Origin of the sequence: Plebeiibacterium sediminum (assembly GCF_026013605.1) — a bacterium.
Taxonomy (GTDB): domain Bacteria; phylum Bacteroidota; class Bacteroidia; order Bacteroidales; family Marinilabiliaceae; genus Saccharicrinis; species Saccharicrinis sediminus.
On sequence record NZ_JAPDPJ010000025.1, the window covers coordinates 1 to 26,711 of the forward strand.

The following is a 26,711-nucleotide window of genomic DNA, read 5'->3' on the forward strand; positions in this document are numbered from 1 at the left end:
AAGAGATGGGGAGTAGTTTCATTCCTGCTGATTATACCATATATCTAATGGTAAAAAATAGAATTAAATAACACGTCACACCTTTGGTGCTTTATCTATATTCCAACATATTTACCCAGCCCGAAAAGGCTGGGCAATTGATAACACGCCGGTGGCGCTTCTTTTACAATAACAGATTTAGAATTTTCAATGCCTCTCTAATTGAAATAGATAGATCAATTATTTACATCCTATTGAAAACTTTTCTTTCTAATCTTTTCCTGATATGATGAAATTAAATATTCCCATTCAGCCAAGCTGATATAGGAACGCCTTGGCTTTTTAAGATTTCTTAATTTTGACCTTTCGATAGCCTGCTTTGCAGAAACAGTACTTACACCCACCATTTGATTGGGTTGAATCTGTGTTCTGTAAGCCACATCATTGGATCTGGCCTGCAAAAAATTCTTCTGATTCATTTCAGCATCCCATTCAGTAACCGGCTGCGTTATGGCCTGGTAAGTGGACATATCAACATTATGCTGTGCCACCGTTTCTGATGCATCACTCAATAAAGGCATATTCCGGGCATAAGCTTCAGGACTTATATTTTGTGGTAATATGACTACTTCTGATAATTCAATAGTATCTCTACTCAAAAAAATTCCCATTAAATAATTATCATTAGCTAATGAATCATGAATTTGCACATACAATGGCTTGAACCCCACATATGAAAATTGAACTATATCACCACTTTTAGCCCAGAAAGAAAACTGACCTTCTTCATTTGACATAAAACCTTTGTCATCATTCACCTTATATTTAGCATAAGGCAAACTAAACAAACTATCACCTTCCATTACAACTCCCCTGAACAAAAGTGAATCTCTCGTAACCTGTGCATTACTCCACGCACTGCTAAAAAAGACAAACAATAACACCCAAATATATCGTTTCATTTGTATAAATTTATAATTACAGATACAACCCTATTCTAAATATACACAGAAATAAAAGACAATTCAAGGTGATATACCTATAAAAAAAATAGTTCGACTTCCATATGGAAACCGAACTATCTTAACTTTATCTTTTGTATCATTTACAGCTTTAATATAATATCAGTAAGACTTCGTTTGGGAACATGATGTACCTCTTTAATATCTCTCCAATATTTATGATCCTTATCCAATTCTTCTACCACAACTTCTTCTTTAGGTACACCTAATGCTATTACCTGCACTATTTTATACTGAGATGGAATATTCAATTCACGCTGAAGCTGCAATCGCTCAACAGAACCAATAATACAACCACCAAAGCCTTTTTCAACAGCACCTAATAAAATGCTTTGAGAAGCAATACCATTATCACTAAAAAAGTTTGAGGAGATAGAAGTATCATTCACCATAATAATATATGCCGAAGGACGCTCACCTTCTTCCGGACCATTCCAACTCTGAAGATATCCGGCCCATGACAAATGCTTAAATATAACACTGTTTGTTTGTGGGCTATTGGATAAAATATACTTCAATGGCTGCGCATTTCTTGCAGAAGGGGACAATCGGGCTAAATCAACCAATTCAGATAATTCATCCAAACTAATTTCTTTATCCTGATAGAACCTTCTGTAACTTCGATTTTTTAAGATTAGATCTTTAAGCATAATAAAAAGGGATTTTTCAATTATTAACTTAGTATCGCTCTGAAACTACACTCCAGTCTATCAACTTCCAGAAATTGGCAATATAATCAGGACGAACATTTTGATAATCTAAATAATAAGCATGTTCCCATACATCACAAGTTAAGACAGGAGTTAATCCTTCTGTCATTGGATTAGCAGCATTGCTTGTTTGTACAATTTTCAATTCACCTGAAGCATCTTTTACCAACCATGCCCATCCTGAACCAAATAATGTAGCTGCAGCTTTATTAAAAGCTTCTTTAAATGCATCAAAGCTTCCAAATGCTTTTGTAATAGCCTCAGCTAAAGCTCCAGTAGGCTCTCCACCTCCTTCAGGAGAAAATGATGTAAAATAAAAAGTATGGTTCCATACCTGAGCAGCATTATTAAAAATACCACCTTCAGCTTTTTTAATGATCGTTTCAAGATCTGCATTTTCAAACTCAGTTCCTGCAATCAAATTATTAAGATTGTTTACATAAGCCTGATGGTGCTTTCCATAATGATATTCTATAGTTTTTTTGCTAATAACTGGTTCTAATGCATCTGATGCATAAGGTAATGTAGGTAATTCAAATTTCATGTTTGACAATGTTTTTTTTGTTTATATATAAATCCGTCCTAACAAATTTAAAAAATAGTAAGCGATTTCCTAGGGAAATTATAGGTTGTTTTTGCTTATATTTTCCCTTTTTCCGCATTTGATTACTTTAATATCTAACCGACAATGTTTTATAATAAAAAATTATTTTAACGATTATAAGAGTCTCCATCAAAACTGCTACAGCACACTCAACAAATAAAAAAACAATAGTAAATAGGACTATCAGCCATAAGTTTCAGCCTGGTAACATATAGGAATTGATTACTTTGAGCATAAAAAAAACAGGATAGATTATATATCAAACATTAGACTGTTTTTAACATCGCAGAGTTGCCTGATTATTGAAATACAGAAAATACATATATCAACACCATGAAATAATGCTTATAAGATAAAGATCGTGATGAAACATGGAATTACTCAATATGTAATAACAAAAAAGCCAATGCGATAAACACATTGGCTATATAATATATTTTAGATACAAAGTATCTTTAATCAGCAGTTCCTGATTACATCATTCCAGGCATACCTCCGCCCATTCCTCCCATTCCAGGAGCTTGCATTGGCATTTCTTCTTCTGCATCAACAATTACACATTCTGTTGTTAAGAACATTCCAGCAATAGATGCTGCATTCTCAAGTGCAATACGTGTAACTTTTGCAGGATCAATTACTCCTGTTTCAAAGAAGTTTTGATACTCATCGATACGTGCATTATAACCAAAGTCACCAGATCCCTCTTTAACTTTTTGTACAACTACAGCACCTTCTTTACCTGCATTTGCTACAATTTGACGTAAAGGCTCTTCAATTGCTCTTTTTACAATTTCGATACCTGTATTTTCGTCTTCAGTTTCGCCTCTTAATCCTTCTAATACTTCGATAGCACGGATTAAAGCAACACCACCTCCAGGAACAATACCTTCTTCAACAGCAGCACGAGTAGCACTTAATGCATCGTCCACACGATCTTTCTTCTCTTTCATCTCAATTTCAGATGCAGCACCAACGTAAAGAACAGCAACTCCACCAGCAATTTTAGCTAAACGCTCTTGTAGTTTTTCTTTATCGTAATCAGAAGTTGTGTTGGCAATTTGAGCTTTAATTTGATCTGCTCTTGCGTCGATAGCTTCTTTTGAACCAGCTCCGTTTACAATTGTAGTATTTTCTTTATCTAAAGTAGCTTTTTCAGCTTCTCCTAACATATCTAAAGTAGCTTGCTCAAGAGTTAAACCTACTTCTTCAGTAATTAAAGTACCATTAGTTAAAGTAGCGATATCTTGTAACATCTCTTTTCTTCTGTCACCAAAACCTGGAGCTTTAACAGCTGCAACTTTTAATGAGCCACGAAGACGGTTTACTACTAGAGTAGCTAAAGCTTCACCATCCACATCCTCAGCAATGATTAATAAAGGACGACCTGTTTGAGCTGTAGCTTCCAATACAGGAAGAAGATCCTTCATTGTAGAAATTTTCTTGTCGTGGATAAGGATAAAAGGATTATCCAACTCTGCAGCCATTTTTTCAGTGTTAGTTACAAAGTATGGAGAAATATATCCTCTGTCGAATTGCATACCTTCAACAACCTCAACAGTAGTTTCGATACCTTTAGCCTCTTCAACAGTAATAACACCCTCTTTACCTACTTTTTCCATTGCCTCAGCAATTAAGCGACCAATTTCAGCATCATTATTTGCAGAAATTTTAGCTACTTGCTCAATTTTTTCATTGTGATCACCAATTTCTTGTGATTGAGCGGCAATACTTTCTTTTACTGCTTTAACAGCTTTATCAATACCAGCTTTAAGCTCCATTGGGTTAGCACCTGCAGTAACGTTTTTTAAACCTACATTAACAATTGATTGAGCCAATACGGTTGCAGTTGTTGTTCCATCACCAGCATTATCTCCGGTTCTTGAAGCCACTTCTTTAACCATTTGAGCACCCATATTTGCATAAGGATCTTTTAACTCAATTTCTTTTGCAACTGAAACACCATCTTTTGTAATTGCTGGTGCTCCAAATTTTTTGTCCATAATAACATTTCTACCTTTAGGACCTAAGGTTACTTTTACTGCATTTGCCAGCTCATCAATTCCTTGTTTTAATAAATCACGAGCTTCGATATTGAATTTAATTTCTTTTGCCATTTTACTATTACTTAATAAGGTTCGTTAAATTATTTAATAAACAATACGTCTGATTGAGAAATTAATAAATAGTCAGTTCCTTCAATGTTTAATTCTGTTCCGGCATACTTTCCGTAAAGAACCACATCACCCACAGCTACTTCCATTTTCTCATCTTTCTTTTCAGCCCCAATTAAAACAACTTCACCCTGAAGAGGTTTTTCTTTTGCTGAATCAGGAATAATGATTCCACTTGCAGTTTTTGTTTCTGCTGCCTGTGGCTTAACCAAAATTTTACCGGCAAGAATCTTTCCTTGTAATTGTGACATATTTTTAATTTTTTAAAGTTAAACGATATTATAATTTTCGGCTTTGGTTTGTCATAAACTGTGCCAATACCAAAAACGGAACTTTTTACAGCACAAAACTGACAATATTGCACAATGCAAGAAACACGAAGCATACGATTGTCATATTTTTTTCGAATATTTAAGATCCTGATTACGATCAAAAAACAGAGCGTAAAGGCGGGATAAAAAAAATGCCAGTATGAATGACATACTGGCATTAAACTATAATAGTTGAGTTATATTATTCCTGAGTTTCAGCAGCTGATTCGTCGCTACTTTGTGCCTCATCTCCTGATGCAGATGGGAATGATGGTAATGCATTTTGTGGTTGTTCAATTTGCTGTAATTTTTCATCAAGAACTGAACCATCACCAGAACCTGGTTTTTCAAGTACCATTACAGTAACTAATGATAACACTAACAATCCGCCTGCTAAATACCAGGTAGCTTTACCTAAGAAATCGGTTGTTTTTCTAACGCCCATAATCTGGTTTTGAGAAGAAAAGTTAGAGGCTAAACCACCACCTTTTGAATCTTGAACCAACACAATAAGTATTAAAAGAATACTTACAATAATTACTAGTACAGATACTACTTGAAACATATCTTTTAAATATTTAATTTTTAAATTTCTTTTAACTCACTAATTCGACGTGCAAAGTAAGCATTTTTTTCAGGATATTTCAAACGCAATTTCTCGAAAATTGAAATAGCTTTACTTTTATGTCCTTGTTTAATGTATATTTTTGCCAGAGTTTCAGATAAAATATCTTCATTACTATCTTCTTTTTGCTCTGATAAATCTATGTTTTTATGCTTTTTACTGGCATTAGGAATAATTTTAGGATCCTGACTTAAGAAACTATCAATCAAATCCATTCCTTTTGCTTTTCCCTTATTTTCTTTAGGTTCCTCCGGCGAGGAATAATGCATAATATGCAACCAATCAGAAAAAGACCTGTTTTCATTGGGATCTACTTTTGAAACTTCATCTATATCCGGTAAGGAATAAATTGTAGAACTTGTAGATTCATAATCCAACAAATCTGCAGCGGGCAAAACAATGTTCTCAAATTCATCATGTTTCTTAATAACTTCACTATTCGGATTACTAAATGTGAAACGTTGTGCACTTCCGGTTTCATCAACAAAATCATCTGACGCATTAAGATAATTATCCGTAATAGTAACATTTGATTTTGCAACCTCCTCTTTTTTCTCTTCTTTTTCAGGAACTATTTCAGGCTCTTGGGATACCAAAGGTTCTGTTGGTGCCACTGTTTGAACCACCTCCTGTTTTCTATCAATAGGAAGTTTATCCCCTTGCTCCTCATGTGCTGTACCAATATCATTTAAAAGAAAAAACAGTTTTGTTCTATCTGCTATATAAACTGCAGAATGTTTTAATTCACTATTATATCGAATATGATCTAACTTATGCATATTCTTCAACATCAACATTCTTCCAGCCTGAAAAAAAGGATACTCGTCTATAATTTCCTTAAGCGAAGACAACGTTTCTTCTGAAACTAAATCAGGATTAGATAATATTTTAGCGAAACTACTTTTATTCATTCTACCAGTCGGAAAAAGCTTTATTGAAAATATCCTGTGTGATTTTTTCAATGATCAGTTCTGTTAATTCGTTCTCAACATCATTTATATCTCGATCACTAGAATAATCTTCGTATCCACTAAATGATGATTCCCAGTTTTGCTTTGGATCTTTAAAATTTCGATATTTTACCTTTACAGTAATCGTCAACCTGGTTTCTGCTGAAATTGCATCTGCCTGAATAGCCATTGGCTTAACATTATATCCGGTAATCTGACCTGAAAAATCAATATCTGCATTTCTTTCTTCCAACACCAGTTTCGACTCATTAATCACTCTGTCCTTAAGTGCTTCAGTAAATTCCTGACTTAAGGTTGGATTTATTAACGGAGCCCTGTTTTCAAAATACTGCACAGAAAACGTTTTCCATTCGGCCGGCACTGAAGCACCTTTTAATGTAAATTCTATTTTACATGCCACAAATGACAGAGCCATAAGGGCACCAAGTAAAATTCCTTTACCTATTTTAGCTTTTGATGTCATACTCTTTAATCTTTCTATATAAAGTTCGCTCTGAAATACCTAAATCTTTAGCTGCATATTTTCTTTTGCCATTATATTTATCCAAGGCTTTTTTAATCAACTCAATCTCTTTTTCTTCCAACGATAATGATTCCTCAACAAACTCTTCAGTATCTTCAATCCCCTCATGTATATCTGTATTACGCGACGGCGTATTTTTTATAATTACCGGAGGTGTGCTGCCTGGGTCGTCGTTATGATGAAACACATCCACATCCTTATCATATAATTTTTGAATAATTTGAGCATGTTCACTATCGATATTAATAGACCCATCTTGCTGAATCATTTCCAACACGAGCTTTTTTAAATCACCCATATCCTTTTTCATATCAAAAAGAACCTTGTACAGAATTTCTCTTTCATTTGAAAAAGAACTTTCTTTTGATGTTGGATTTTCCATCAAAGCCGGCAGATTATCACCAGTATGATATGGGATATAGTGCTGAAGCGTTGTTGCCGAAATATTTCGCTCTTCTTCAATTACTGAAATTTGCTCCGTTATATTCTTTAACTGACGAATATTTCCGGGCCAACGATATTGGGTTAACAAATCCACAGCTTCCGGTTGAAGTTTAATGGAAGGCATTCTATATCGCTCTGAAAAATCATGTGCAAACTTTCTAAACAATAAATGAATATCTTCAGTACGCTCTCTTAACGGAGGAATTGTAATTGGCACACTGCTTAACCTGTAAAACAAATCCTCCCGGAACTTTCCTTCCTTGGTAGCCTTTTCCATTTGAACATTTGTAGCCGCAACTACACGAACATTGGTTTTTAAAACCTCTGATGAACCTACCTTTATAAATTCACCAGCTTCTAAAACCCTCAAAAGACGAACCTGAGTTGATAAAGGTAATTCCCCTATCTCATCGAGAAAAATGGTTCCGTTATCAGCTTCTTCAAAATATCCCTTTCTATCGGATAATGCTCCTGTAAAAGCACCTTTTTTATGTCCAAACAATTCTGAATCAATAGTTCCTTCCGGAATTGCCCCACAGTTTACTGCAATATACGGACCATGTTTTCTTGAACTGAACTGATGTATTATTTTAGGAAACGTTTCTTTACCTACTCCACTTTCTCCGGTAATCAGCACAGATAGGTCAGTAGGTGCAACCTGAACAGCAATATCAATGGCACGGTTTAATCCAAAAGAATTTCCAATTATCCCAAATCGTTGTTTAATATTTTGAATCTCCATATCACAAATTATATTTTGTTCGATATTATTATCTCTCTCATGATCTTTTACCCCTAGTTCTTAATTAGTTAATTCAATATTTAGCCGAACGAACAAAGCGGTCTAATAATCAAAACTGCAATTTTAACAGTAAATACTGACAAAGTTACAATTCTATCTAAGAATAAATATTTAAATCTTTATCAATTTTATGATTTGAATAAAAATAGTGTTGGTATCTTAGTCTTACAATAATAACATACAAAGCCTAATTTTTATGGATACACCCGTTTTTGTGAAAAATGACCCCTGGTTAAAACCTTTTGAATCGTCAATAATTGAAAGAATAAAACACTACAATAACAAACTTGACTACCTTAAAGATATTTTTGGTGACCTTGATCAAATGTCAAATGGATATGATTACTATGGTTTAAATGATTTAGGAAACGAAATATTATTAAGAGAATGGGCTCCAAATGCCAAAGAGATTTTCTTAATAGGTGACTTTAGTAATTGGAAACCAGACCAACAGTATAAGTTTACAAAATTAGATAATGGAAACTGGGAAATTAAAATACCCAAAACCACTTTAAAGCATGGTGATCTTTTTAAACTACATCTGTTTTGGGAAGGTGGTGATGGACTTCGTTTACCTTCATATATAAACAGAGTAGTTCAGGATGAAGAAACCAAAATATTTAGTGCTCAGGTATGGACTCCGCAAGAGGATTTTAAATGGGAAGACCAGGACTTTAAACCATCTGTTGATCCAATATTGATTTACGAGGCCCATATCGGAATGTCTTCTGAAGAAGAAAAGGTGAATTCCTTTACTGAATTTAAAAACAATGTACTTCCCCGAATTATTAAAGCCGGATACAACACCATACAGTTAATGGCCATTCAGGAACATCCTTATTATGGAAGTTTTGGTTATCACGTGTCAAACTTTTTTGCTGTTTCTTCACGCTTTGGTACTCCTGAGGAGCTAAAAGATTTAATTAACGAAGCGCACAAAAACGGTATTGCAGTGATCATGGATATTGTTCACTCACACGCCGTTAAAAACGAAGTGGAAGGGTTAGGCAAATTTGATGGAACCTCTTATCAATATTTTCATGATGGTGGCAGAGGTGAACATCCGGCCTGGGATAGTAAATGTTTCAATTATGGTAAAGATCAGGTGCTACAGTTTTTATTATCTAACTGTAAATACTGGCTTCAGGAATTCCATTTTGACGGATACCGTTTTGATGGAGTAACCAGTATGCTCTATTTACACCATGGTTTAGAATATGCATTCTCATCATATGCTGATTATTTTAATGATACAGAAGACATTGACGCATTAACATACTTAACATTAGCAAACAGACTCATCCATCGAACCAATCACAATGCCATAACTATTGCTGAAGACATGAGTGGTTACCCGGGTTTATCAGAGACTATAGATAACGGAGGTATTGGGTTTGACTACAGACTATCTATGGGAGTTCCTGACTTTTGGATTAAGATGATTAAAGAAAATAGTGATGAGAACTGGAATGTAGGGCAAATATTTCATGAATTAAGTCAGCATAGAGCAGGCGAGAAAGTTATCTCATATACAGAATCACACGACCAGGCCTTAGTGGGAGATAAAACCATCATTTTTAGATTGGTTGATAAAGAGATGTATGACAAGATGGATCTAAACTCTGAGAGTTTAATTATTGACAGGGGAATTGCCCTGCATAAAATGATCCGATTGGCAACAATAACCACCTCTTATGGAGGCTATCTCAATTTTATGGGAAATGAATTTGGCCATCCGGAGTGGATTGATTTTCCAAGAGAAGGTAATGGCTGGTCGTACAAATACGCCCGACGCCAATGGAGCTTAATGGATCATCAGGATTTAAAATTTAAATTCCTGTCTGCATTTGACAAAGCGATGATTGATTTGGCTAAAGATGGTTATTTAGCTACTAATGATAGTTGTTATGGTGTAGCCATAAATGAAAGTGATCAAATCATGTGCTTTAAAAGAGGGAACTATTTGATGCTTTTCAATTTCTCGCCAACACATTCTTATACTGATTATGGCATTTTTATAGAGTCTGGCAAATACAAAATCGTATTAAATACTGACAACAAAGAATTTGGAGGCTTTGGTTTACTTGACGAATCCTATATTTATTACCCGGAGAGAATGCCATACGATAGAAATCAATATCAATTAAAAATATACATTCCGGCTCGCACCGCAATTATCTTAAAAAGAATACCTCCTAAAAGCGTTTATTAATAGCTATAAGAGTTTGTTTAAAATAAAACGGCCGGGGAATTATAAATTCAATTTCCCGGCCGTCTTCTATTTACTTACAAATACTATTTAAAATAGTCTCTTTAGTTACTCAATTAAATCCATCTGATGCAACACAACTCATGCTGAGCCTCTATTGACACGTTTTTAGGATACATTCTGATTCCAAAGTTATACAACCCAGGAATATTTAACATGTGATTTAAGGAGCAGTATAATTTACTACCATCTTTTTTATCAATATTAAACTCCTCAACGCTCAACATTTTAGCCGTTCCATCTTCCTGAACATCTGCAAATATGGCCTGAACTGAGATATCTATACCTTCCAATGATTTTAAATCAATTACCACACTAATATGGTAAGTTTCTCCAATTCCCAACTGGTGCGCATAAATATCAGGCATTTCAATATTTACAACTTCAACATCATTCCAATTCGACTTCACCCAGCGTTTCCATGATGAGATTTCTCTTACCAATTTGCAGTCATTAGTCTTTAACTCTTTCAAACGATGATCCATCTTACTATAGAACTTAGCCATATAATCGTCCATCATTCTCTTGGTTGTATAATTAGGTGCAATCTCTGAAATGGAGTTTTTAATAAATTTTATCCATTCATGAGACAAGCCTTCTTCATTAGTCTGATAGAATAATGGTACAATTTCATTTTCTAACATACTATAAATAGTTGCCGCATCTAATTCATCCTGCAATTGCTGATCATGATAAGTTCTCTTATCTGTTAAGCTCCAACCAGCTCCTTCTCTATAGCCTTCATACCACCAGCCATCAAGTACACTAAAGTTAAGTACACCATTGAGTTCAGCCTTTTCACCACTGGTACCGGATGCTTCCAATGGTCTGGTTGGTGTATTCAACCAAATATCAACACCACTTACCAGTCTCTTTGCCAGTTCCATATCATAATTCTCAAGGAAAATAATTTTACCCAGGAATTGCTGTTTCTTAGATATTTCAACAATATGCTTTATTAGTGCCTGACCACCTCCGTCGGCAGGGTGCGCTTTACCTGCAAAAATGAACTGAACAGGTTTTTCCGGATTATTAACAATTTCAGAAAGTCTTTCCTCATCTGTAAACAATAAATGAGCTCTTTTATAGGTTGCAAATCGTCGGGCAAATCCAATGGTTAATGCTTTATCATCAATCTGATCAATAACTTCAATAATCTGCGATGGATCAGAGTGACTATTAACCATATTCGAGGCCATTCTGTTTTTAACAAAGTCAATTAACTTTTTACGCAGCGCCAATCGCACTTGCCAAATATCATAATCACTTACATCATGTATTTTTCTCCAATAGTCTTTGTTTGAAAGATCGTATTTAAATGCCGGATCAAATTCTTTTTCGTAAAGCCTTTGGAAATCACTTGACGTCCAGGTTCCGTAATGAACACCATTGGTTACATAGCCAATTGGGACTTCCTCAGTAAACAAGCCTTTCCATAACCCCTGAAACATGTTTCGAGAAACTTCACCATGCAGCCAACTTACTCCATTCACTTCCATAGAAGTTTTAACAGCCAGAACACTCATTGAGAATTTTTCATGATGATCATTTACATTTTCACGTCCTAATCCCATAAATTCATCCCATGAAATTTGCAGTCTTTCAGGAATATGTCGGAAGTACACCCTTATTAAGTCTTCATCGAATTTATCATGACCTGCAGGAACTGGTGTATGTGTTGTAAATAATGAAGAAGCCCTTACTAACTCCATTGCTTCAGGAAAATTATACTGACCTTCTACATACTTGATCAACCTTGATACATTAATCAATGCTGCATGACCTTCGTTACAGTGAAATAAATTGGTTTGTATATTTAATGTATCCAGCAACTGAATTCCACCCATTCCAAGAAGAATCTCCTGCTTTAATCTATTTTCCCAATCACCACCATACAAACTATGTGTTATTTGTCTGTCGCTTTCAGTATTTAGTTCATGGTCTGTATCCATTAAGTATAAAGGTACCCGGCCCACATCTGCTTTCCATATTCTAACGTGAACAATTCGTCCTGGTGCACTCATTTGTAATACCAAAGGTGTACCATCACTATTTTTCACCTCCTTAATAGGTAATGTTGAAAACTCCTGACGATCAAAGTTCGATTGCTGATCACCACTGATAGTAACAGACTGTCTGAAATACCCATATTTATAAAGTAAGCCTATTGCAGTCATATTCACATTTGAATCACTGGCTTCTTTTAAATAGTCACCAGCCAGAACTCCAAGGCCTCCTGAATATATTTTCAGTACATCATTTATACCGTACTCCATACTAAAATAAGCTATGGAAGGATCCTGACTTGGTTCACGATCCATATACTCACGAAACATGGAATACACTTGATCCAATCGCTCAACAAATTCAGTTTTCTGAGCCAGATCCACTAAATAATCATAACTAACACGTTCTAATAATTTAATAGGATCTCGTCCTGTTAGCACCCAGGTATCCGGATCAATAAATTCAAACAATTCAGAAGCCTGATAATTCCATGTCCACCATAAATTATGAGCAATATCTCCCAGATGAGATATTCTGTCAGGAAGTTTTGATTTTACAAACAACTTCTTCCATACTGGCATTGCTGACTTTTCAGGTTTAACATGGATTCTTTTTTCTCTTTTTACCACATCAATCTGAGTCCGTCTGTTTTCTACAGCTCTAAGCGCAATATCATAGGCTTCAAAATAATGTTTAATCAACGCACCCCAATCAACTCTTGTTGAAAGTTCATGCGCTTTCATACGTATATCTAATATTTCACTTTCCGGTTTCAGTAAATATTCCTGAATTGTATTAGAAATATTACGAGACACTTCTGCCATATTATGGTCATTGCGCTCGATGATCCCTAAACCATCTGATATTCCATTGGAGTACTGACTTCCCCAAATTCCGAAACCTGCCAGACTGGTAGTTATTGTAGGGATATAAAATGCCAGACTTTCCAGTGGAGTATAGCCCCATGGTTCATAATAAGAAGGAAAGACTGTTAAATCCATACCTATTAAAATATCATAGTATGGAAGATTAAATATTCCATCATCTCCTTTAAGGTAGGCTGGAACAAAAATTAATTTTACAGTATCATCAACATCATTATTCAGATGAATATCCTGTATTTTATTTATAATAGGATCATAACCCAGGTCATTTAATCCATGGGTTAAGAAAGGATTTTCAAGTTCCAGGTCTGATTCTCCATTTAATTTTGCAATTAAATCTTTTCTGGCACCGAAATTATTTCCTGGTATTAAAACAAATACAATAGTTTCTCTTTTATAGTTTTCATCCTCATTAAGATGCTTCAAACTATCAAGAAATACATCTATTCCTTTATTTCGGTATTCGTATCTTCCACTATTGGCAATAAACAGTGCATCTTCAGATAATTTATATCCTAACAAACATTCAGATACTGCACGTAATTTTTCACGTGCAATTTTTCTCTTCTCATGAAATTCTTCGGTTTGAGGAACAAAATCATTTTCAAAACCATTGGGAGTAACCACATCAACCTGTCGCTCCATAAACTGGGCACATTCTTTTGCGGTAATATCAGAAACGGTTGTAAAACAATCTGCATTCAGAGCTGATTTTTTTTCTAATGAATGCTTAGCAACAACTCCTAAATCATGTGATCTTATATCTGCATTGAAGTTTTGCAATTCATCGTATAATGGCTCTCCATTTCCTGCTAAACTGCGTCCAATTACAGTAGCATGCGTAGTAAATACGGTTGCAATTTGTGGTAGTGTATTTTTAAGATAAAGCGCACCACTACCAGTCATCCATTCATTAAAGTGCGCAATAATTTTATGATTTGCATTCAGAAAACACTTATAAAAGCTTTCAATGACTTTTCCTGTAGCGTATCCAAATATCACGGATTCAATATAATCCCATTGTCCTGATAAAGAGTCGACTTTATACAACTCCCAAAAACGTGAAAGTATTTCATTTTTTTGCGGAACAAGTGTACTAAAGTCAATTAACAAAGCAATGGGTCTACCCACTACTTTCCAACGGCCAGTTCTTACACGAAGCCCTTCTTTATTTAAAATATCCTTCCATCCAGGAAAAAGATTATCATCCTGTTCAAATTCACTAGTTTTATTTGATCCTGAATAAATGTCAGGTCCAATAAATATTATGTTTTCTCCAAAATTTTCAACGAGAGTTAATGCTTTTGTTGATAAAACGGTATGGATACCGCCCATTTTATTACATACTTCCCAACTTGCCTCAAAAACATAATCAGGCTTTAAATAATTTTGCATCATTTTTTCTTTGAATAATAAATTGTAGTTGCGGTATCTCACCGTTTAAAGAGAGTCGTAAGTTGATTAACGAAAGGTGACATTAGAGTTGAAGTACTCCATTTTTTTCAGAGGTACCCATTCCGTTATCAATAAAAGTATCAGCTTCATCATCATTTACCCAGGTACAATCATTAATTAAATACCTGAACTGAAATTCAGTTCCGCTACTTAAACTAATTGTTTGAGTAAAATCACCTGATTTTAAAGGTTTCATAGGTTCAACGGTAGTATCCCAATTATTGAAATCACCAATCACCTTAACTGTTTGAGGCTCTACACCATCTTTTTTTGTGAATTTAAAAGTAACCTTACATTCTGGTTTGCTTTTTAAAAACTGCTTTTTAATGCTCATAATTTTCTCTGTTTATTTAATAAGAAATATATAGGCTTAATTAAACTCTGACTCCTGGTTAAGAGTCAGAGTTATTTTATTATATGATTTTTTCCTTAGATTTTGATTTTTTCTGTTTATCCTTATCTCTCATTTTTTTAATACTTGCTTCCAATTCTGCAATTCTGGCTTCTTTTTGACCCAGCATTTGTGTTAGGTTTGAGATATTCTCATCTTCAACACTTTCTGGAACTGCAGCATTTAATCTAAGTGTAAAATCACTTAAAATATTCATATAATTAATAAACGCCTGATAAGGGGACTCGTATGGATTAAAATATGCATGCACATCTCCATCGGAGAAATATTTTGTACACATATAGTAAAAATGATCACTTGCCTGAAGGTAAGTCCAATCGTCGTTTAATTTAGGATCATCACACTTTTGCATTTTTGGTAATAATGCATATAATTTATTGAATGCTTCCTCTTGCATTTCATTTCCAAGCCAAGCTGTAAGGTCTCTTTCTTCATCCGCCCACGAAATTGGATAAGGAACATTAACCGAAGAAACAGGTTGTAAATTATCCGCTACTTCAGATGGTGTTGAAAAAGAAAATTCCTTATGCTTCAAAATTTCAGATGGAAGACCTTCAAGAAACTCAAATATTCCAGTTTCTTTCCACTGATGTTCCCCGAAAGTTTCATAATCCATAAATAGATTAATCACTTCTGATTTCGGATCCAAATCCTTAAGCCATTGTGCATATTTTTCTGGAGTTAAAGGATATTCATTCCATCCTTGATTTCCAAAACGAAAAGCAATATCATCACTTAATTCAAAGTTTTTAAGTAATACTTTTAATTTAGGATTGATACTGTTACAATACAAGTAGTTTGGACTTTTCCATCCTAATACATGTTTAGCACCTTCGGTTAACATGGCTTTATAACCCATTTTATATACCATATCACCCATTTCATCAGAATAGATTAACTCGGTATTTCTAAAAACTTTAGGCTCCTGATTAAATAGCTCTTTAACCAAATCAACCTGCATATTAACCTGACGCTCGAATTCTGTTTTATCTTTAAGTGAAACCAGGGAGTGACAATATGTTTCTGCTAAAAACTCGACTTGTCCGGTTGCAGCAAGTTTCTGAAAACTCTCAATTACCTCTGGGGCATAAATCTGAAACTGTTTAATTGCAACTCCTGAAATAGAAAATGCAACTTTAAACTTTCCTTTATTAGCCTGGATTAACTTTAATAACAATTGGTTTGTTGGCAAATAACATTTCTGAGAAATTTTCATCAGGATACTTTCATTGGTATAATCATCATAGTAATAATGATTATTCCCTATATCAAAAAAGCGATATCGTCGAAAGCGGAATGGCTGATGAACTTGAAAATATAAACATATGGTTTTCATAATATTAAAAAGATTTTAAGGTTAGATTATAAGTTAGGCACTACAGAGTCATAAACTTGCTTTACTTTAACTGCAGAGTCCTCCCATTTTAGTGCTTCCACTTCGCTTTTTCCATGTTTAATAAACATTGAAGGAAGAGAAGGGTATTTTAGCACACCGTAAATAGCATCAGCCATTGCATCAATATCCCAAAAATTGGTTTTTATTGCATGATTAAGAATTTCAGCAACTCCTGATTGATAAGAGATTAACACGGGAACATTACTTTGCATGGCCTCTAACGGTGAAATACCAAAGGGTTCAGAAACTGAGGGCATTACATACAAATCACTCATACGTAACATGGTAAATACTTCCTCTCCTTTTAAGAATCCTGTAAAATGAAATTTATCTGTAATCTTAAGTTCTGCAGCTCTACGAATCATTTTCTCCATCATATCACCACTTCCTGCCATAACAAACCTTACATTGTCCATTTTTTGTAAAACACGATACGCGGCCTCAATAAAATACTCAGGCCCTTTCTGCATCGTAATCCTACCTAAAAACGTAACAATTTTCTCATCTTTATTCTTTTTAATCGGGTTATCAACCGACATTTCTTTAGGCTCAACTGCATTATAAACAGTTACTACCTTTTCTGGGTCGATACCATATTTTTCAACAACTATATTTCTTGTTAAATTACTTACTGTAATCACTTTATCAGCTGCATCCAGTCCTCTTTTCTCGATTTCATAAACAGCAGGGTTTACGCTACCACCGCTTCGGTCAAAATCTGTAGCATGTACATGGACCACCAAGGGTTTCCCGCTAGCTTCTTTTGCTGCAATACCTGCCGGATATGCCAACCAATCGTGTGCATGAATCACATCGAATTCGTTATCCTGAGCAATAACTCCGGCAACAAGAGCATAATTAGAAATTTCCTCTAACAGATTTGCGCCATACTTTCCTGAGAAATCAATCTTACCTTCCTCATTGGTATGAACAATCTTTTTTTCTCCTTCGACCTTTACTTTGGTTAGTTTGTAATAATCATCCGGATCTACATATGGTATTATATGAGTATCCACCTCAATATAATCCATTTCTTTTTGAAACTTTTTGAAGTCTATTTTCCTCTGACGAACAGAGATATTATTTGCTCCAACAAGTTGAATTGAAGTTTGATCTTCATCACCATATGCTTTTGGCACAACAAATAACACATCCAGATCCTCAACGTGTGATAATCCTCTTGTTAAGCCATAGCACGCTGTTCCGAGCCCACCTGTAATATGAGGAGGAAACTCCCAGCCAAACATTAATACCCTCATATTAACTATATTTTTCGATTAGTTTAAGAATTTTAAGAACACCAGCTACATTCCATGCCATACTTACAGCACCTTTACCTCGTTGAGGTGGATTTCCATTATAATATTCAGACAAAGTTCCAATACAATGATCTGTCATTTCTTCTTCAAAATTATCTGCAATGCGCTTTATGTGACTAATACCACTTTGTTTATGCAATTTAAGGTAGCCCTCAGCATAAAAGGATATTAACCAGGGCCAAACAGCTCCATGATGTAATCCAAACTCTCTTTTATGTGCAATACCTTCCATTGAGCCTTGATAATGTGGATTTTTAGGAGATAAAGTTCGAAGCCCTTTAGGGGTTAACAATTCTTCCTTTGCCACATCAATAATACCTTTCTTTTGCTCATTGCTTAAGGGTGAATAAGCAAATGCTGTAGCAAAAATTTGATTTGGTCTTATTGATGCATCCTTAAAATCTCCATCAACCAGGTCGTATAAACAATGTTGATCTTCATTCCAAAAAGTATCTATAAACGAAACATCTAATTTTTCTAAAGTGATCTTGATCTCTTTAATCAAGCTGGCATCTTTCTTTTGTTCTTTAGCTAAATCTAAAAATAAGCTTAATGCATTATACCAAAGTGCATTTATCTCAACACAGGCTCCATTTCGAGGCGTTACTGGTTTACCATCAACCATACCATTCATCCATGTTAATGGTATATTTTCATCATACGTAACGACCAGGCCTTTATCATCAATTTTTACATTTTCAAATCTTCCGGATAAATAAGACTTAATAACCAATTTAAGGAAATCATAATATTTAGTCCAAAACTTATCCACACAAGATTTATCCCAACATTGCTGAATAGTCCAGAAAAACCAAAGTGGTGTATCCGCCTCAGTCAGATTTTTTATTTCCTTATCCTTAATTATTTTGGTTAGTTTTTTTACCGTAGTATCTAAAACTTCAATAAACAGATCTGCATCTCCCAATGCATCTGTTAACTGAGGAACAGAAACCAATGTATCCCTAAGTCGCTCACTATACCAATGATAGCCTGCAACCATCGTTATTCCTTTTCCATTCTGAACAAAAAATTGCTGAGCAGAATTTAGTAGGTTATTAAACACACTGTCTCTGGGAATTCGTTTTTCAACTTCTTTCTCAAATCGTAAATCAAAGTTTTCAGGTTTATGACTTGTTAGTGAAGCTGAAAATATAATACTCTCACCTTTCTTTATATCTACCTCAAAATACCCGGGTACATATAAATCTTCCTTATAATGATAACCTCTGTGTTCTTCCTTAAAATATTCAATTCCTCTGTACCAATCCGGATTGGCTACAAATTCATTTTCTTTTGACAATTGCATATATAGTTTTGGCAACTTCGGATACATTTGAATACCGATACCATTTTTTATGCGAGAATACTTGGTATTAACAGCCATATTCTCATGTGTCAATTCGTGAACACTTCTGTTGGCTAAAAAGGGTTTTAATTTTAATTTAGTGTCGGAATTAGCTTCCAGCAGAGTGTATTTAAGTAAAACTCTTTCCTGCTTTTCTACCAATACTTCTTCAACAGCTAATAAAACACCACCTACACGATAAATTTTTCTAGGGATGACATCAAATTCCAGTTCTCTGATATATTTATGTCCCTTAGGTTCATAATGGTTTTTATTATACTTATGTATACCAAGATTAAACTCTTTATCATGCTGAATTACGGTAACATCAAGAGAACTTATAAATACATGACGCATCATGTCAAAATCGGCTAACGGACATACCAATAAACCATGATATTTCCGTGTATTACAACCTATAATACTAGAACTCGAATAGGAGCCTGCCCGATTGGTTCGAAGAATCTCTTTGTACAGAGATTGTTCCAGGTTGATTAATTTGGATTTTTCAAAAGTTAGATAGGACATTTACTATTTATTTGTTTATTTCATGTTATATTTTATTTTTAATATCACTTAATATATGAAGTAAAAAATTACCTAAACTCTCAAATAGAGATGATCATTTCACTTAAGATACTTCACACATACAAAATATTCAATACGGGGTGTTTTAGATGGACTTAGGTTTTACAATAGCCTACAGCCTAATCTCTAAAACTAAACTATGATATTTAAAGGTTCAACAATATATTAATTAACTCTCTAGATATTTACATCTGTAAATCACCTTAAATTTATTATAAATAATAACCAATTTCCACTTTTAACTATCAATTTGTAATTATTTAAGAATAAATAACAAGGATTTAAATTATTTTACTTTTGAAATAACTTAAATCCGAACCAAAATCCACTTCGGGATATTTATTTTTAAGATAATTTATTTTCTCAATCTGTTTATTAAGAAAAATTTGATGCGATTCTGAAGATGAATCATAAGGTCTGTGCCCTATTGCGTTTACTAATTTATGCATCTCCTTGATATAATCCAATGTTTTAGCGGAAAAAAAACAACTTTCTAACTTTCGCCAAATATAGTCTACACTTGTACTATTAGGATGTACCATATCAACATCGTAAAACCGATAGTCGCGTAAATCATCTAATAATAGCTCATATGCAGGAAAATAATCACAACTTGCAAATTGCTCAACTATACTGTCAACAGCTAATAACAGAGTTGCTTTACTGATCTGATTTCCATGAGCACCATCTTTTAAATGTCTCACCGGACTTACTGTAAAAACAATTTTAAGCTTAGGATTAAAAACCAACAATTCAGTTAACAACTTTTTATAGGTAGATACGATTTCTTCTACATTTAATATGTAGCGATTAAAATCTTTTGCCGGATATTTATGACAATTAGAAACGATTTCTTCATTTTCTACCCATTGATATACCCAGGCAGTTCCAAAAGTGATAAATAAATACTGACAAGATTTTAAATAATCATGAGCAGCTAAATTATTTTCATTAATTTTTTGCAAACATATTTCCTTATCCCGATCAGAAAATGAACTATGATGATAGAAACTATGCCAGTGCTCTCCTTGAAAATGTAAATCCTCACTGTAATAAATTCTATTGCTTACTATTGCATTTAGCGTATTAGCCACACTCATTGGATTATAAATAACCCCATAAGGATTAACCATACAATTTAATCGTGCATTTTTAAATTTCTCTCCTATATTGGTTGCGAAACAAGACCCTAAAAACATTATTTTAGAGTCATATTCAATTTTATCTACAACACAATCCGGTTTTATCTCTGTTCTAAAACTCTCCATTATTTTACTCAGTACAGGCCTCTTTTAGTTTTTGACTATTCTTATGATTGTATTTCTCATTACTTTCAATCCATGAAACAATTTTATTTAAAACATTATTTCTTTCTGGTTCTACATGAATTTCATGTTTAGTATTTGGTAATAAAACAAACTCAACATTTTCAGTATTATTTTCTTTATACTTTAACGAAGATTTATAATCAGTAACTCTATCAATATTGCCATGAAATATAATAGTAGGTAAATTAAAATCATTAGCTTTATTTAAAACTAAATCCAAACCTAAATCATGTATAAAGGAAAACAACCTGGCAGAAATATATTTATGAGCCAACACATCTGATTTTGCTTCTTGTTGCTTCTTTGGATCTGAACGAAATTCTCCTGATTTTATACCAGAAGAAAATGTTGCACAAGGAAAAATCATACTTATCATTCTCAAAACAGAAAGTTTAATACCCTCTGGTTGTTTATACAGCGTAAACCAAGGTGCTGCTAAAATCACTCCATGAAATATATCTGTATTCTCCATTGCAAATTTTAAAGCCACAGGACCTCCCATACTATTACCATAAATATACAAAGGGGTATTTTCAGGTACAATCTGTTCCAAATACTTTAACGAAGATTTAATATCTTCATAAAATTCATTCAGTGTTTTTACATCACCTCTTTTCCCTTGCGATTTACCATGACCTCGTAAATCTACACCAATTACACCAATCTTATTTTTACAGAATTCATGGGCAAAGTCAGCAAACCTGGCAATATGACCTCCCAGTCCATGCACCAAACAAATTACGGCTTTTATATTACCTGAAGGGAGCCAATACATTCCATGTATTAGTGTTTTATCTTTTGAATAAGTATAAAAAGGAGAATGATCACAACACTTCATTTTACTTCTATTAAAATTAACATCTGTCCTGAAAAATTATTTTTTGATTTAATTGTCCTTTAAAAAGGCAGATTATCTTAAATTTAATAACAATATTTTGTAATCATATGGTTATAAACGATAATTACTCCAAAAAATCAATATTTCTTCTTAATCCAGAAAACTTAGCTCTTTTCACAGGCGACTTTTTAAAGAGTGTTGAAAATCTTTCCTGAGTTAATTCAGACCATTCACTTTTAGTCATTTTCAAAACTTCCGGATTAGGCATAAATCGTTCTTCTTTGTGTGGTCTTGATTTCCATGTCCAGGGGCATGCCTCCTGACATATATCACATCCATACATCCGATTATCCATTTTCCCCTTATATACTTCTGGTATTTCTCCTTTATTTTCAATGGTTAAATAGGAAATACATTTATTGGAATCTATTACTTTAGGCGAGATAATTGCTCCGGTAGGACAGGCATCGACACAACGTGTACAACCACCACAGGCTTCCTTAATCTTCTCTCCATAATCTAATTCCAGATTAACTACCAATTCGGAGATAAAGACATAGCTACCCAGTCGTTTATGAATTAAATTACTATGTTTTCCAATCCATCCCAACCCAGCATTAACAGCATAAGCTCGTTCTAAAATTGGAGCTGAATCAACAAAACATCTTCCTTCTAAAGAAGGGTAGATTTCTGTCTTTATAAAATCAAACAATTCTTGCATTTTGTCTTTTAAAACAAAATGATAATCTTCGCCATAAGCATAACGAGAAATAACAGGCGCTCCTTTTGTTTGAGCATCTTTAGGAAAATAATTTTTTAATAGTACAATAACACTCTTTGCGCCTTCAACCAACAGACTTGCATCTATCCTCTTTTCAAAATGATTTTCCATATAATGCATTTCACCATGCATTTTATTATCCAGCCATTTTTTAAGATATACTTTATCATCATCTAGCTCTGTTGCCCTTGTAATACCACAATCATCAAAACCTAATGATTTTGCTTTTTCTTTTATCAGTTCAGTATATCCCGTTTGCACTAAATCCATTCTTACTATTTTTTGTCAAATTAAATAAAATAGTACTATTAACCAGTTCAAAGGGCAAAAAAAATCCTTATTCAAACACATTGAATAAGGACCTTTTAAATATCTTAAATTGACAAACGCTATAACAAACCAAGCTCTAGTAAAGCCTCATCGGATAACATATCCTTTGTCCACGGAGGATCAAAAGTCAAGTTAACATCTACATGAGAAACCCCTTCAACAGCACTTACTTTATCAAACACCTCTTCGGGCATCGATTCTGCAACAGGACAGTTTGGTGAAGTCAATGTCATCACAACTCTAACTTTACCATCATCCTCAACATTTACTTCATAGATCAATCCTAAATCGTAAATATTAACAGGAATCTCCGGATCGAAAATAGTTTTTAAAGTATTTACGATTTCTTCTTCTATTGATAAAAATTCGTTTGTCATAATTATTCGTATCAGTTGTGTTATATGCTAAAGCATTATACTCTTTGCTATCTAACACTCAATTTTATATAAAGTTTATGCCTGTTTAGCCTTAAATGCCAAAGCAAATAGTCTCATTTGCTTAATCATGGCAACTAATCCGTTGGAACGAGTAGGCGAAAGATGCTCTTTCAATCCTATTTCATCAACAAAAGACAACTCATTATTTAATATATCATCAGGTGTTTGACCAGATAAAGCTCTAATCATTAAAGCCACAATACCTTTAACAATAATTGCATCACTATCACCCATATAATAAATTTTGCCATCTTCCTCCCAAGCATGCAACCATACTTTAGACTGACATCCATCCAATAAATTCTGATCTAATCTATATTGATTATCAAAAGGTTCCAGATCATTACCCAATTCAATTAAATAGGCATATTTATCCATCCATTCATCAAATGATGTAAATTCCTCTACTATTTCCTCTTGAATTTCTTTTATTGTCATTTCTAATCTTATTTCTGTATATCAAAATTTAAGCTCACAAAGATGATAAATTTTAAAGCTTTACCCAAACAACATAGCCACCTTTGCAATTCCTTCCACCAACCTGTCAATTTCTTCTTTAGTATTATAAACAGCAAAAGAAGCCCTTAAGGTTCCTGGAATTCCGAAATAATCCATAATTGGTTGCGCACAATGATGACCGGTTCTGACTGCCAAGCCCATCTTATCCAGCATTGTCCCCATATCAAAAGGATGAATCTCCTTAACTAAAAATGAGATTACACTGGACTTATGCTCCGAAGTACCAAATATCCTCATACCATCAATAGTATTCAACTTTTCTGTAGCATAAGTAAGCAATTCATGCTCATATTCAGCAATATTTTCTATTCCAACTTCAGATACAAAATCAATTGCCTCACCAAGCCCTATTGCACCAGCAATATTTGGAGTTCCTGCTTCAAATTTAAAAGGAAGTTCATTATAAGTAGTTTCTTCAAAAGTTACTGACTTAATCATTTCGCCTCCACCCTGCCAGGGCTCCATTTCGTTTAAATACTTTTCTTTTCCATATAAGGCACCGGTACCTGTTGGTCCATATATTTTATGCCCTGAAAAAACTAAAAAATCAACATCTAATTCCTGAACATCTACTTTTAAATGCTGAACTGCCTGAGAGGCATCAACCATGATTAAGGAATTATTCTGATGTGTTCGTTTGATGATTTCAGGTATAGGATTCTCTGTACCCAGTGCATTTGATACATAAGTAACTGCAACCAGCTTTGTTTTATCAGATAAATGTGCTTCAAAAGCTTCTAAATCCAACTCTCCTTTTTCGTTGATTGGAATTACTTTTAAAACCGCTTTTTTTCTTTTACACATCATTTGCCAAGGCACAATATTAGAGTGATGTTCCATTGTTGAAACAATAATTTCATCATCTTCCTCAATGTACGTATCACCAAATGAAGTGGCTAACAAATTAATTGCAGCAGTGGCTCCTGAGGTAAAAATAACTTCATACGACTGGCTTGCATTTAAAAAGTGCTGTACTTTATTTCGAGCCTCCTCATATGCAAGAGTAGCCTGATTACTTAAATAATGTACTCCTCTGTGAATATTACTATTTAAGGTATAATAAACCTCATTGACCTTATTTACTACCCGTTCAGGCTTATGCGTTGTTGCTGCATTGTCGAAATAAGCCAATGGCTTTCCATGAATCACACTATCAAGAATAGGAAACTGAGCCCTTATTTTATTAATATCTATTGCCATAGCATTACATACAAGTGTATCCTTTTCCTGAAGCATCCTGACCACATAATGCACAGGAGTTACATTTATTTAACTCACCTCTAAACACTTGCTCTACCAAACCTCTTATCTGCTCTCTAACAGCCTCTACTCTTATTTTCTCAACAACCTCATAAGCAAATGCATACATCAATAAGATTCTTGCCTCATCTTTACCTATACCTCTTGAACGAAGATAAAACATCGACTTTTCATCCAACTGACCTACTGTTGCACCATGCGAACATTTTACATCATCGGCATAGATCTCAAGCATTGGCTTCGTGTTCATTTTTGCTGTATCAGTTAACAACAAATTGTCATTTTTCTGAAAAGCATTTGTTTTTTGTGCATCAGGACGAACCATAATTTTACCAGCAAAAGCACCAGTAGCCGTATCATCCAATACACCTTTAAATAACTCTTCGCTGTAACAATTTGGTTTAGCATGATCAATAAAAGAGAAATTATCCACATGCTGACTCTTATCCGAAACAAACAATCCATACACCTTCGATTCACAATGTTCATCATCCATATGGACATAAACATTGTTTCTTGTTACTCCTGTATGTAAAGTAAGGTTGTGAGTAAGAATATTTGAATTCTGTTTTTGTTTGATAAAAACAGATGAAATATTTGTGGTTAAGTTATGCTGATTCTGAATAGAATAAAGATCAAAAACAGCATTTTTATCAATATAAGCCTCAGTAACTCCATTCACCAAAAACTTATTGTCAGAAAGTGTATGCTCACAAACCATTATTTTAGCCTGAGCATTTTCTTCCAATACAACTAAATTTCTGGGAAATGCCATAAAATCTTCACTTGACTTCATTATATTAACAATCTGAATTGGCTTTTCAACCACTACTCCCTTTGGTATATAAAGAAAGAATCCATCTTGTGCAAAAGCTGTATTTAATGCAACTAAACTATCTTCTTCATTTTTAGCATACTTATTATAGTGTGCTTTAAAAATATCAGGATGTGATTTTGAGAATTCAGCAAAGCTCCCCATCAATACACCTTTAGGTAATGATTCAGACACCTGATTCTTCCTGTAATACCATCCATTAATTAAATATACTGTAATCGCATCAAGGTCTTCAACGTTACAATTGAAAACCTCACTTAAATTTTGATTAAAGACCTCATGCTCAAAATCGCAAGCATAATCTCTTTCAAACTGAGGGTTTAAATTTGTATATTTATAATTCTCAACCTTGCGGTTAGGAATTCCTTTTTCTTCAAAAATACGAATTCCAGCCTCTCTTTCGTTCGCAACCTCCTCTGAAGTAATTACATTCAAATGACCAAGGTTATCTTTAAAAAGAGATATGTATTTTTCTTCTGTTTTTATATCTGTACCCGCTATACTCATTTTTAAAACATTTTAATGGTTAAACTTGTAGTTTACGGG

General features: G+C 34.0%; 22 protein-coding genes. 1 reads left to right on the top strand and 21 read right to left on the bottom strand.

Annotated features, from left to right (window positions below):
* Positions 1-230: 230 nt before the first annotated feature.
* From OM075_RS11795 to OM075_RS11835, 9 genes are all read right to left on the bottom strand, one after another.
* Entirely contained in the window at positions 231-941 is a 711-nt protein-coding gene (locus tag OM075_RS11795; protein ID WP_301190721.1) for a peptidase associated/transthyretin-like domain-containing protein, read from the bottom strand.
* Positions 942-1,084: 143 nt separating this feature from the next.
* A complete protein-coding gene (locus tag OM075_RS11800) occupies positions 1,085-1,651 on the bottom strand; it encodes a nitroreductase family protein (RefSeq protein WP_301190722.1) in 567 nt (188 codons plus the stop codon).
* Positions 1,652-1,679: 28 nt separating this feature from the next.
* Positions 1,680-2,255 (bottom strand): superoxide dismutase, encoded by a 576-nt coding sequence (locus OM075_RS11805; protein WP_301190723.1) that lies wholly within the window; start codon positions 2,253-2,255, stop codon positions 1,680-1,682.
* 533 nt (positions 2,256-2,788) lie between these two features.
* Positions 2,789-4,429 (bottom strand): chaperonin GroEL, encoded by a 1,641-nt coding sequence (gene groL, locus OM075_RS11810; RefSeq protein WP_301190724.1) that lies wholly within the window; start codon positions 4,427-4,429, stop codon positions 2,789-2,791.
* Between the two features lie 29 nt (positions 4,430-4,458).
* Positions 4,459-4,737, bottom strand: coding sequence for a co-chaperone GroES (locus tag OM075_RS11815; protein WP_301190725.1), 279 nt, complete (start codon positions 4,735-4,737; stop codon positions 4,459-4,461).
* A 262-nt stretch (positions 4,738-4,999) separates the two neighbouring features.
* Entirely contained in the window at positions 5,000-5,362 is a 363-nt protein-coding gene (gene secG, locus OM075_RS11820; RefSeq protein ID WP_301190726.1) for a preprotein translocase subunit SecG, read from the bottom strand.
* A 20-nt stretch (positions 5,363-5,382) separates the two neighbouring features.
* Positions 5,383-6,333: a tetratricopeptide repeat protein gene (locus tag OM075_RS11825; protein WP_301190727.1), complete on the bottom strand. Its 951-nt coding sequence runs from the start codon at positions 6,331-6,333 to the stop codon at positions 5,383-5,385.
* 1 nt (position 6,334) lies between these two features.
* Positions 6,335-6,856, bottom strand: a complete 522-nt coding sequence (locus OM075_RS11830; protein WP_301190728.1) for an LptE family protein — start codon at positions 6,854-6,856, stop codon at positions 6,335-6,337.
* Complete coding sequence (locus OM075_RS11835) at positions 6,840-8,102, bottom strand: sigma-54 interaction domain-containing protein (RefSeq protein ID WP_301190729.1); 1,263 nt, start codon at positions 8,100-8,102, stop codon at positions 6,840-6,842. Before OM075_RS11835 ends, OM075_RS11830 begins: the two co-directional genes overlap by 17 nt.
* Positions 8,103-8,358: 256 nt before the next feature.
* On the opposite strand from OM075_RS11835, the gene OM075_RS11840 reads away from it, so the two are divergent.
* Positions 8,359-10,374 (top strand): alpha amylase C-terminal domain-containing protein, encoded by a 2,016-nt coding sequence (locus tag OM075_RS11840; protein ID WP_301190730.1) that lies wholly within the window; start codon positions 8,359-8,361, stop codon positions 10,372-10,374.
* Between the two features lie 113 nt (positions 10,375-10,487).
* On the opposite strand, the gene glgP is transcribed toward OM075_RS11840, so the two are convergent.
* From glgP to sufD, 12 genes are all read right to left on the bottom strand, one after another.
* The gene (gene glgP / locus OM075_RS11845; protein WP_301190731.1) at positions 10,488-14,717 is read right to left on the bottom strand and encodes an alpha-glucan family phosphorylase; all 4,230 of its coding nucleotides are present in this window, start codon (positions 14,715-14,717) and stop codon (positions 10,488-10,490) included.
* 82 nt (positions 14,718-14,799) lie between these two features.
* Positions 14,800-15,111, bottom strand: coding sequence for an isoamylase early set domain-containing protein (locus tag OM075_RS11850; protein ID WP_301190732.1), 312 nt, complete (start codon positions 15,109-15,111; stop codon positions 14,800-14,802).
* Positions 15,112-15,190: 79 nt separating this feature from the next.
* Positions 15,191-16,525 carry a glycoside hydrolase family 57 protein gene (locus OM075_RS11855; RefSeq protein ID WP_301190733.1) on the bottom strand — a complete coding sequence of 445 codons (1,335 nt, stop codon included), beginning with the start codon at positions 16,523-16,525 and terminating at the stop codon, positions 15,191-15,193.
* A 26-nt stretch (positions 16,526-16,551) separates the two neighbouring features.
* Entirely contained in the window at positions 16,552-17,844 is a 1,293-nt protein-coding gene (locus OM075_RS11860; protein ID WP_301190734.1) for a glycosyltransferase family 4 protein, read from the bottom strand.
* Between the two features lies 1 nt (position 17,845).
* Positions 17,846-19,777, bottom strand: a complete 1,932-nt coding sequence (locus tag OM075_RS11865) for an amylo-alpha-1,6-glucosidase (protein ID WP_301190735.1) — start codon at positions 19,775-19,777, stop codon at positions 17,846-17,848.
* Positions 19,778-20,118: 341 nt separating this feature from the next.
* Complete coding sequence (locus OM075_RS11870) at positions 20,119-21,105, bottom strand: GSCFA domain-containing protein (RefSeq protein WP_301190736.1); 987 nt, start codon at positions 21,103-21,105, stop codon at positions 20,119-20,121.
* Between the two features lie 4 nt (positions 21,106-21,109).
* Positions 21,110-22,003, bottom strand: coding sequence for an alpha/beta hydrolase (locus OM075_RS11875; RefSeq protein ID WP_301190737.1), 894 nt, complete (start codon positions 22,001-22,003; stop codon positions 21,110-21,112).
* A 124-nt stretch (positions 22,004-22,127) separates the two neighbouring features.
* Complete coding sequence (gene queG / locus OM075_RS11880) at positions 22,128-23,054, bottom strand: tRNA epoxyqueuosine(34) reductase QueG (RefSeq protein ID WP_301190738.1); 927 nt, start codon at positions 23,052-23,054, stop codon at positions 22,128-22,130.
* A 119-nt stretch (positions 23,055-23,173) separates the two neighbouring features.
* On the bottom strand, positions 23,174-23,491 hold the full coding sequence (locus OM075_RS11885) for an SUF system Fe-S cluster assembly protein (protein WP_301190739.1): 318 nt from the start codon (positions 23,489-23,491) through the stop codon (positions 23,174-23,176).
* 75 nt (positions 23,492-23,566) lie between these two features.
* Positions 23,567-23,989 (bottom strand): SufE family protein, encoded by a 423-nt coding sequence (locus OM075_RS11890; protein WP_301190740.1) that lies wholly within the window; start codon positions 23,987-23,989, stop codon positions 23,567-23,569.
* 60 nt (positions 23,990-24,049) lie between these two features.
* Positions 24,050-25,306, bottom strand: a complete 1,257-nt coding sequence (locus tag OM075_RS11895) for an aminotransferase class V-fold PLP-dependent enzyme (RefSeq protein WP_301190741.1) — start codon at positions 25,304-25,306, stop codon at positions 24,050-24,052.
* A complete protein-coding gene (gene sufD / locus OM075_RS11900) occupies positions 25,275-26,672 on the bottom strand; it encodes a Fe-S cluster assembly protein SufD (RefSeq protein WP_301190742.1) in 1,398 nt (465 codons plus the stop codon). The genes OM075_RS11895 and sufD overlap by 32 nt, the downstream gene beginning before the upstream one ends.
* Between the last annotated feature and the right edge of the window lie 39 nt (positions 26,673-26,711).

Bases quoted from the DNA above. Each gene is read 5' to 3' on its own strand.
- OM075_RS11795 (WP_301190721.1), bottom strand. From the start codon at position 941: ATGAAACGATATATTTGGGTGTTATTGTTTGTCTTTTTTAGCAGTGCG.
- OM075_RS11800 (WP_301190722.1), bottom strand. From the start codon at position 1,651: ATGCTTAAAGATCTAATCTTAAAAAATCGAAGTTACAGAAGGTTCTAT.
- OM075_RS11805 (WP_301190723.1), bottom strand. From the start codon at position 2,255: ATGAAATTTGAATTACCTACATTACCTTATGCATCAGATGCATTAGAA.
- groL (WP_301190724.1), bottom strand. From the start codon at position 4,429: ATGGCAAAAGAAATTAAATTCAATATCGAAGCTCGTGATTTATTAAAA.
- OM075_RS11815 (WP_301190725.1), bottom strand. From the start codon at position 4,737: ATGTCACAATTACAAGGAAAGATTCTTGCCGGTAAAATTTTGGTTAAG.
- secG (WP_301190726.1), bottom strand. From the start codon at position 5,362: ATGTTTCAAGTAGTATCTGTACTAGTAATTATTGTAAGTATTCTTTTA.
- OM075_RS11825 (WP_301190727.1), bottom strand. From the start codon at position 6,333: ATGAATAAAAGTAGTTTCGCTAAAATATTATCTAATCCTGATTTAGTT.
- OM075_RS11830 (WP_301190728.1), bottom strand. From the start codon at position 6,856: ATGACATCAAAAGCTAAAATAGGTAAAGGAATTTTACTTGGTGCCCTT.
- OM075_RS11835 (WP_301190729.1), bottom strand. From the start codon at position 8,102: ATGGAGATTCAAAATATTAAACAACGATTTGGGATAATTGGAAATTCT.
- OM075_RS11840 (WP_301190730.1), top strand. From the start codon at position 8,359: ATGGATACACCCGTTTTTGTGAAAAATGACCCCTGGTTAAAACCTTTT.
- glgP (WP_301190731.1), bottom strand. From the start codon at position 14,717: ATGCAAAATTATTTAAAGCCTGATTATGTTTTTGAGGCAAGTTGGGAA.
- OM075_RS11850 (WP_301190732.1), bottom strand. From the start codon at position 15,111: ATGAGCATTAAAAAGCAGTTTTTAAAAAGCAAACCAGAATGTAAGGTT.
- OM075_RS11855 (WP_301190733.1), bottom strand. From the start codon at position 16,525: ATGAAAACCATATGTTTATATTTTCAAGTTCATCAGCCATTCCGCTTT.
- OM075_RS11860 (WP_301190734.1), bottom strand. From the start codon at position 17,844: ATGAGGGTATTAATGTTTGGCTGGGAGTTTCCTCCTCATATTACAGGT.
- OM075_RS11865 (WP_301190735.1), bottom strand. From the start codon at position 19,777: ATGTCCTATCTAACTTTTGAAAAATCCAAATTAATCAACCTGGAACAA.
- OM075_RS11870 (WP_301190736.1), bottom strand. From the start codon at position 21,105: ATGGAGAGTTTTAGAACAGAGATAAAACCGGATTGTGTTGTAGATAAA.
- OM075_RS11875 (WP_301190737.1), bottom strand. From the start codon at position 22,003: ATGAAGTGTTGTGATCATTCTCCTTTTTATACTTATTCAAAAGATAAA.
- queG (WP_301190738.1), bottom strand. From the start codon at position 23,054: ATGGATTTAGTGCAAACGGGATATACTGAACTGATAAAAGAAAAAGCA.
- OM075_RS11885 (WP_301190739.1), bottom strand. From the start codon at position 23,491: ATGACAAACGAATTTTTATCAATAGAAGAAGAAATCGTAAATACTTTA.
- OM075_RS11890 (WP_301190740.1), bottom strand. From the start codon at position 23,989: ATGACAATAAAAGAAATTCAAGAGGAAATAGTAGAGGAATTTACATCA.
- OM075_RS11895 (WP_301190741.1), bottom strand. From the start codon at position 25,306: ATGCTTCAGGAAAAGGATACACTTGTATGTAATGCTATGGCAATAGAT.
- sufD (WP_301190742.1), bottom strand. From the start codon at position 26,672: ATGAGTATAGCGGGTACAGATATAAAAACAGAAGAAAAATACATATCT.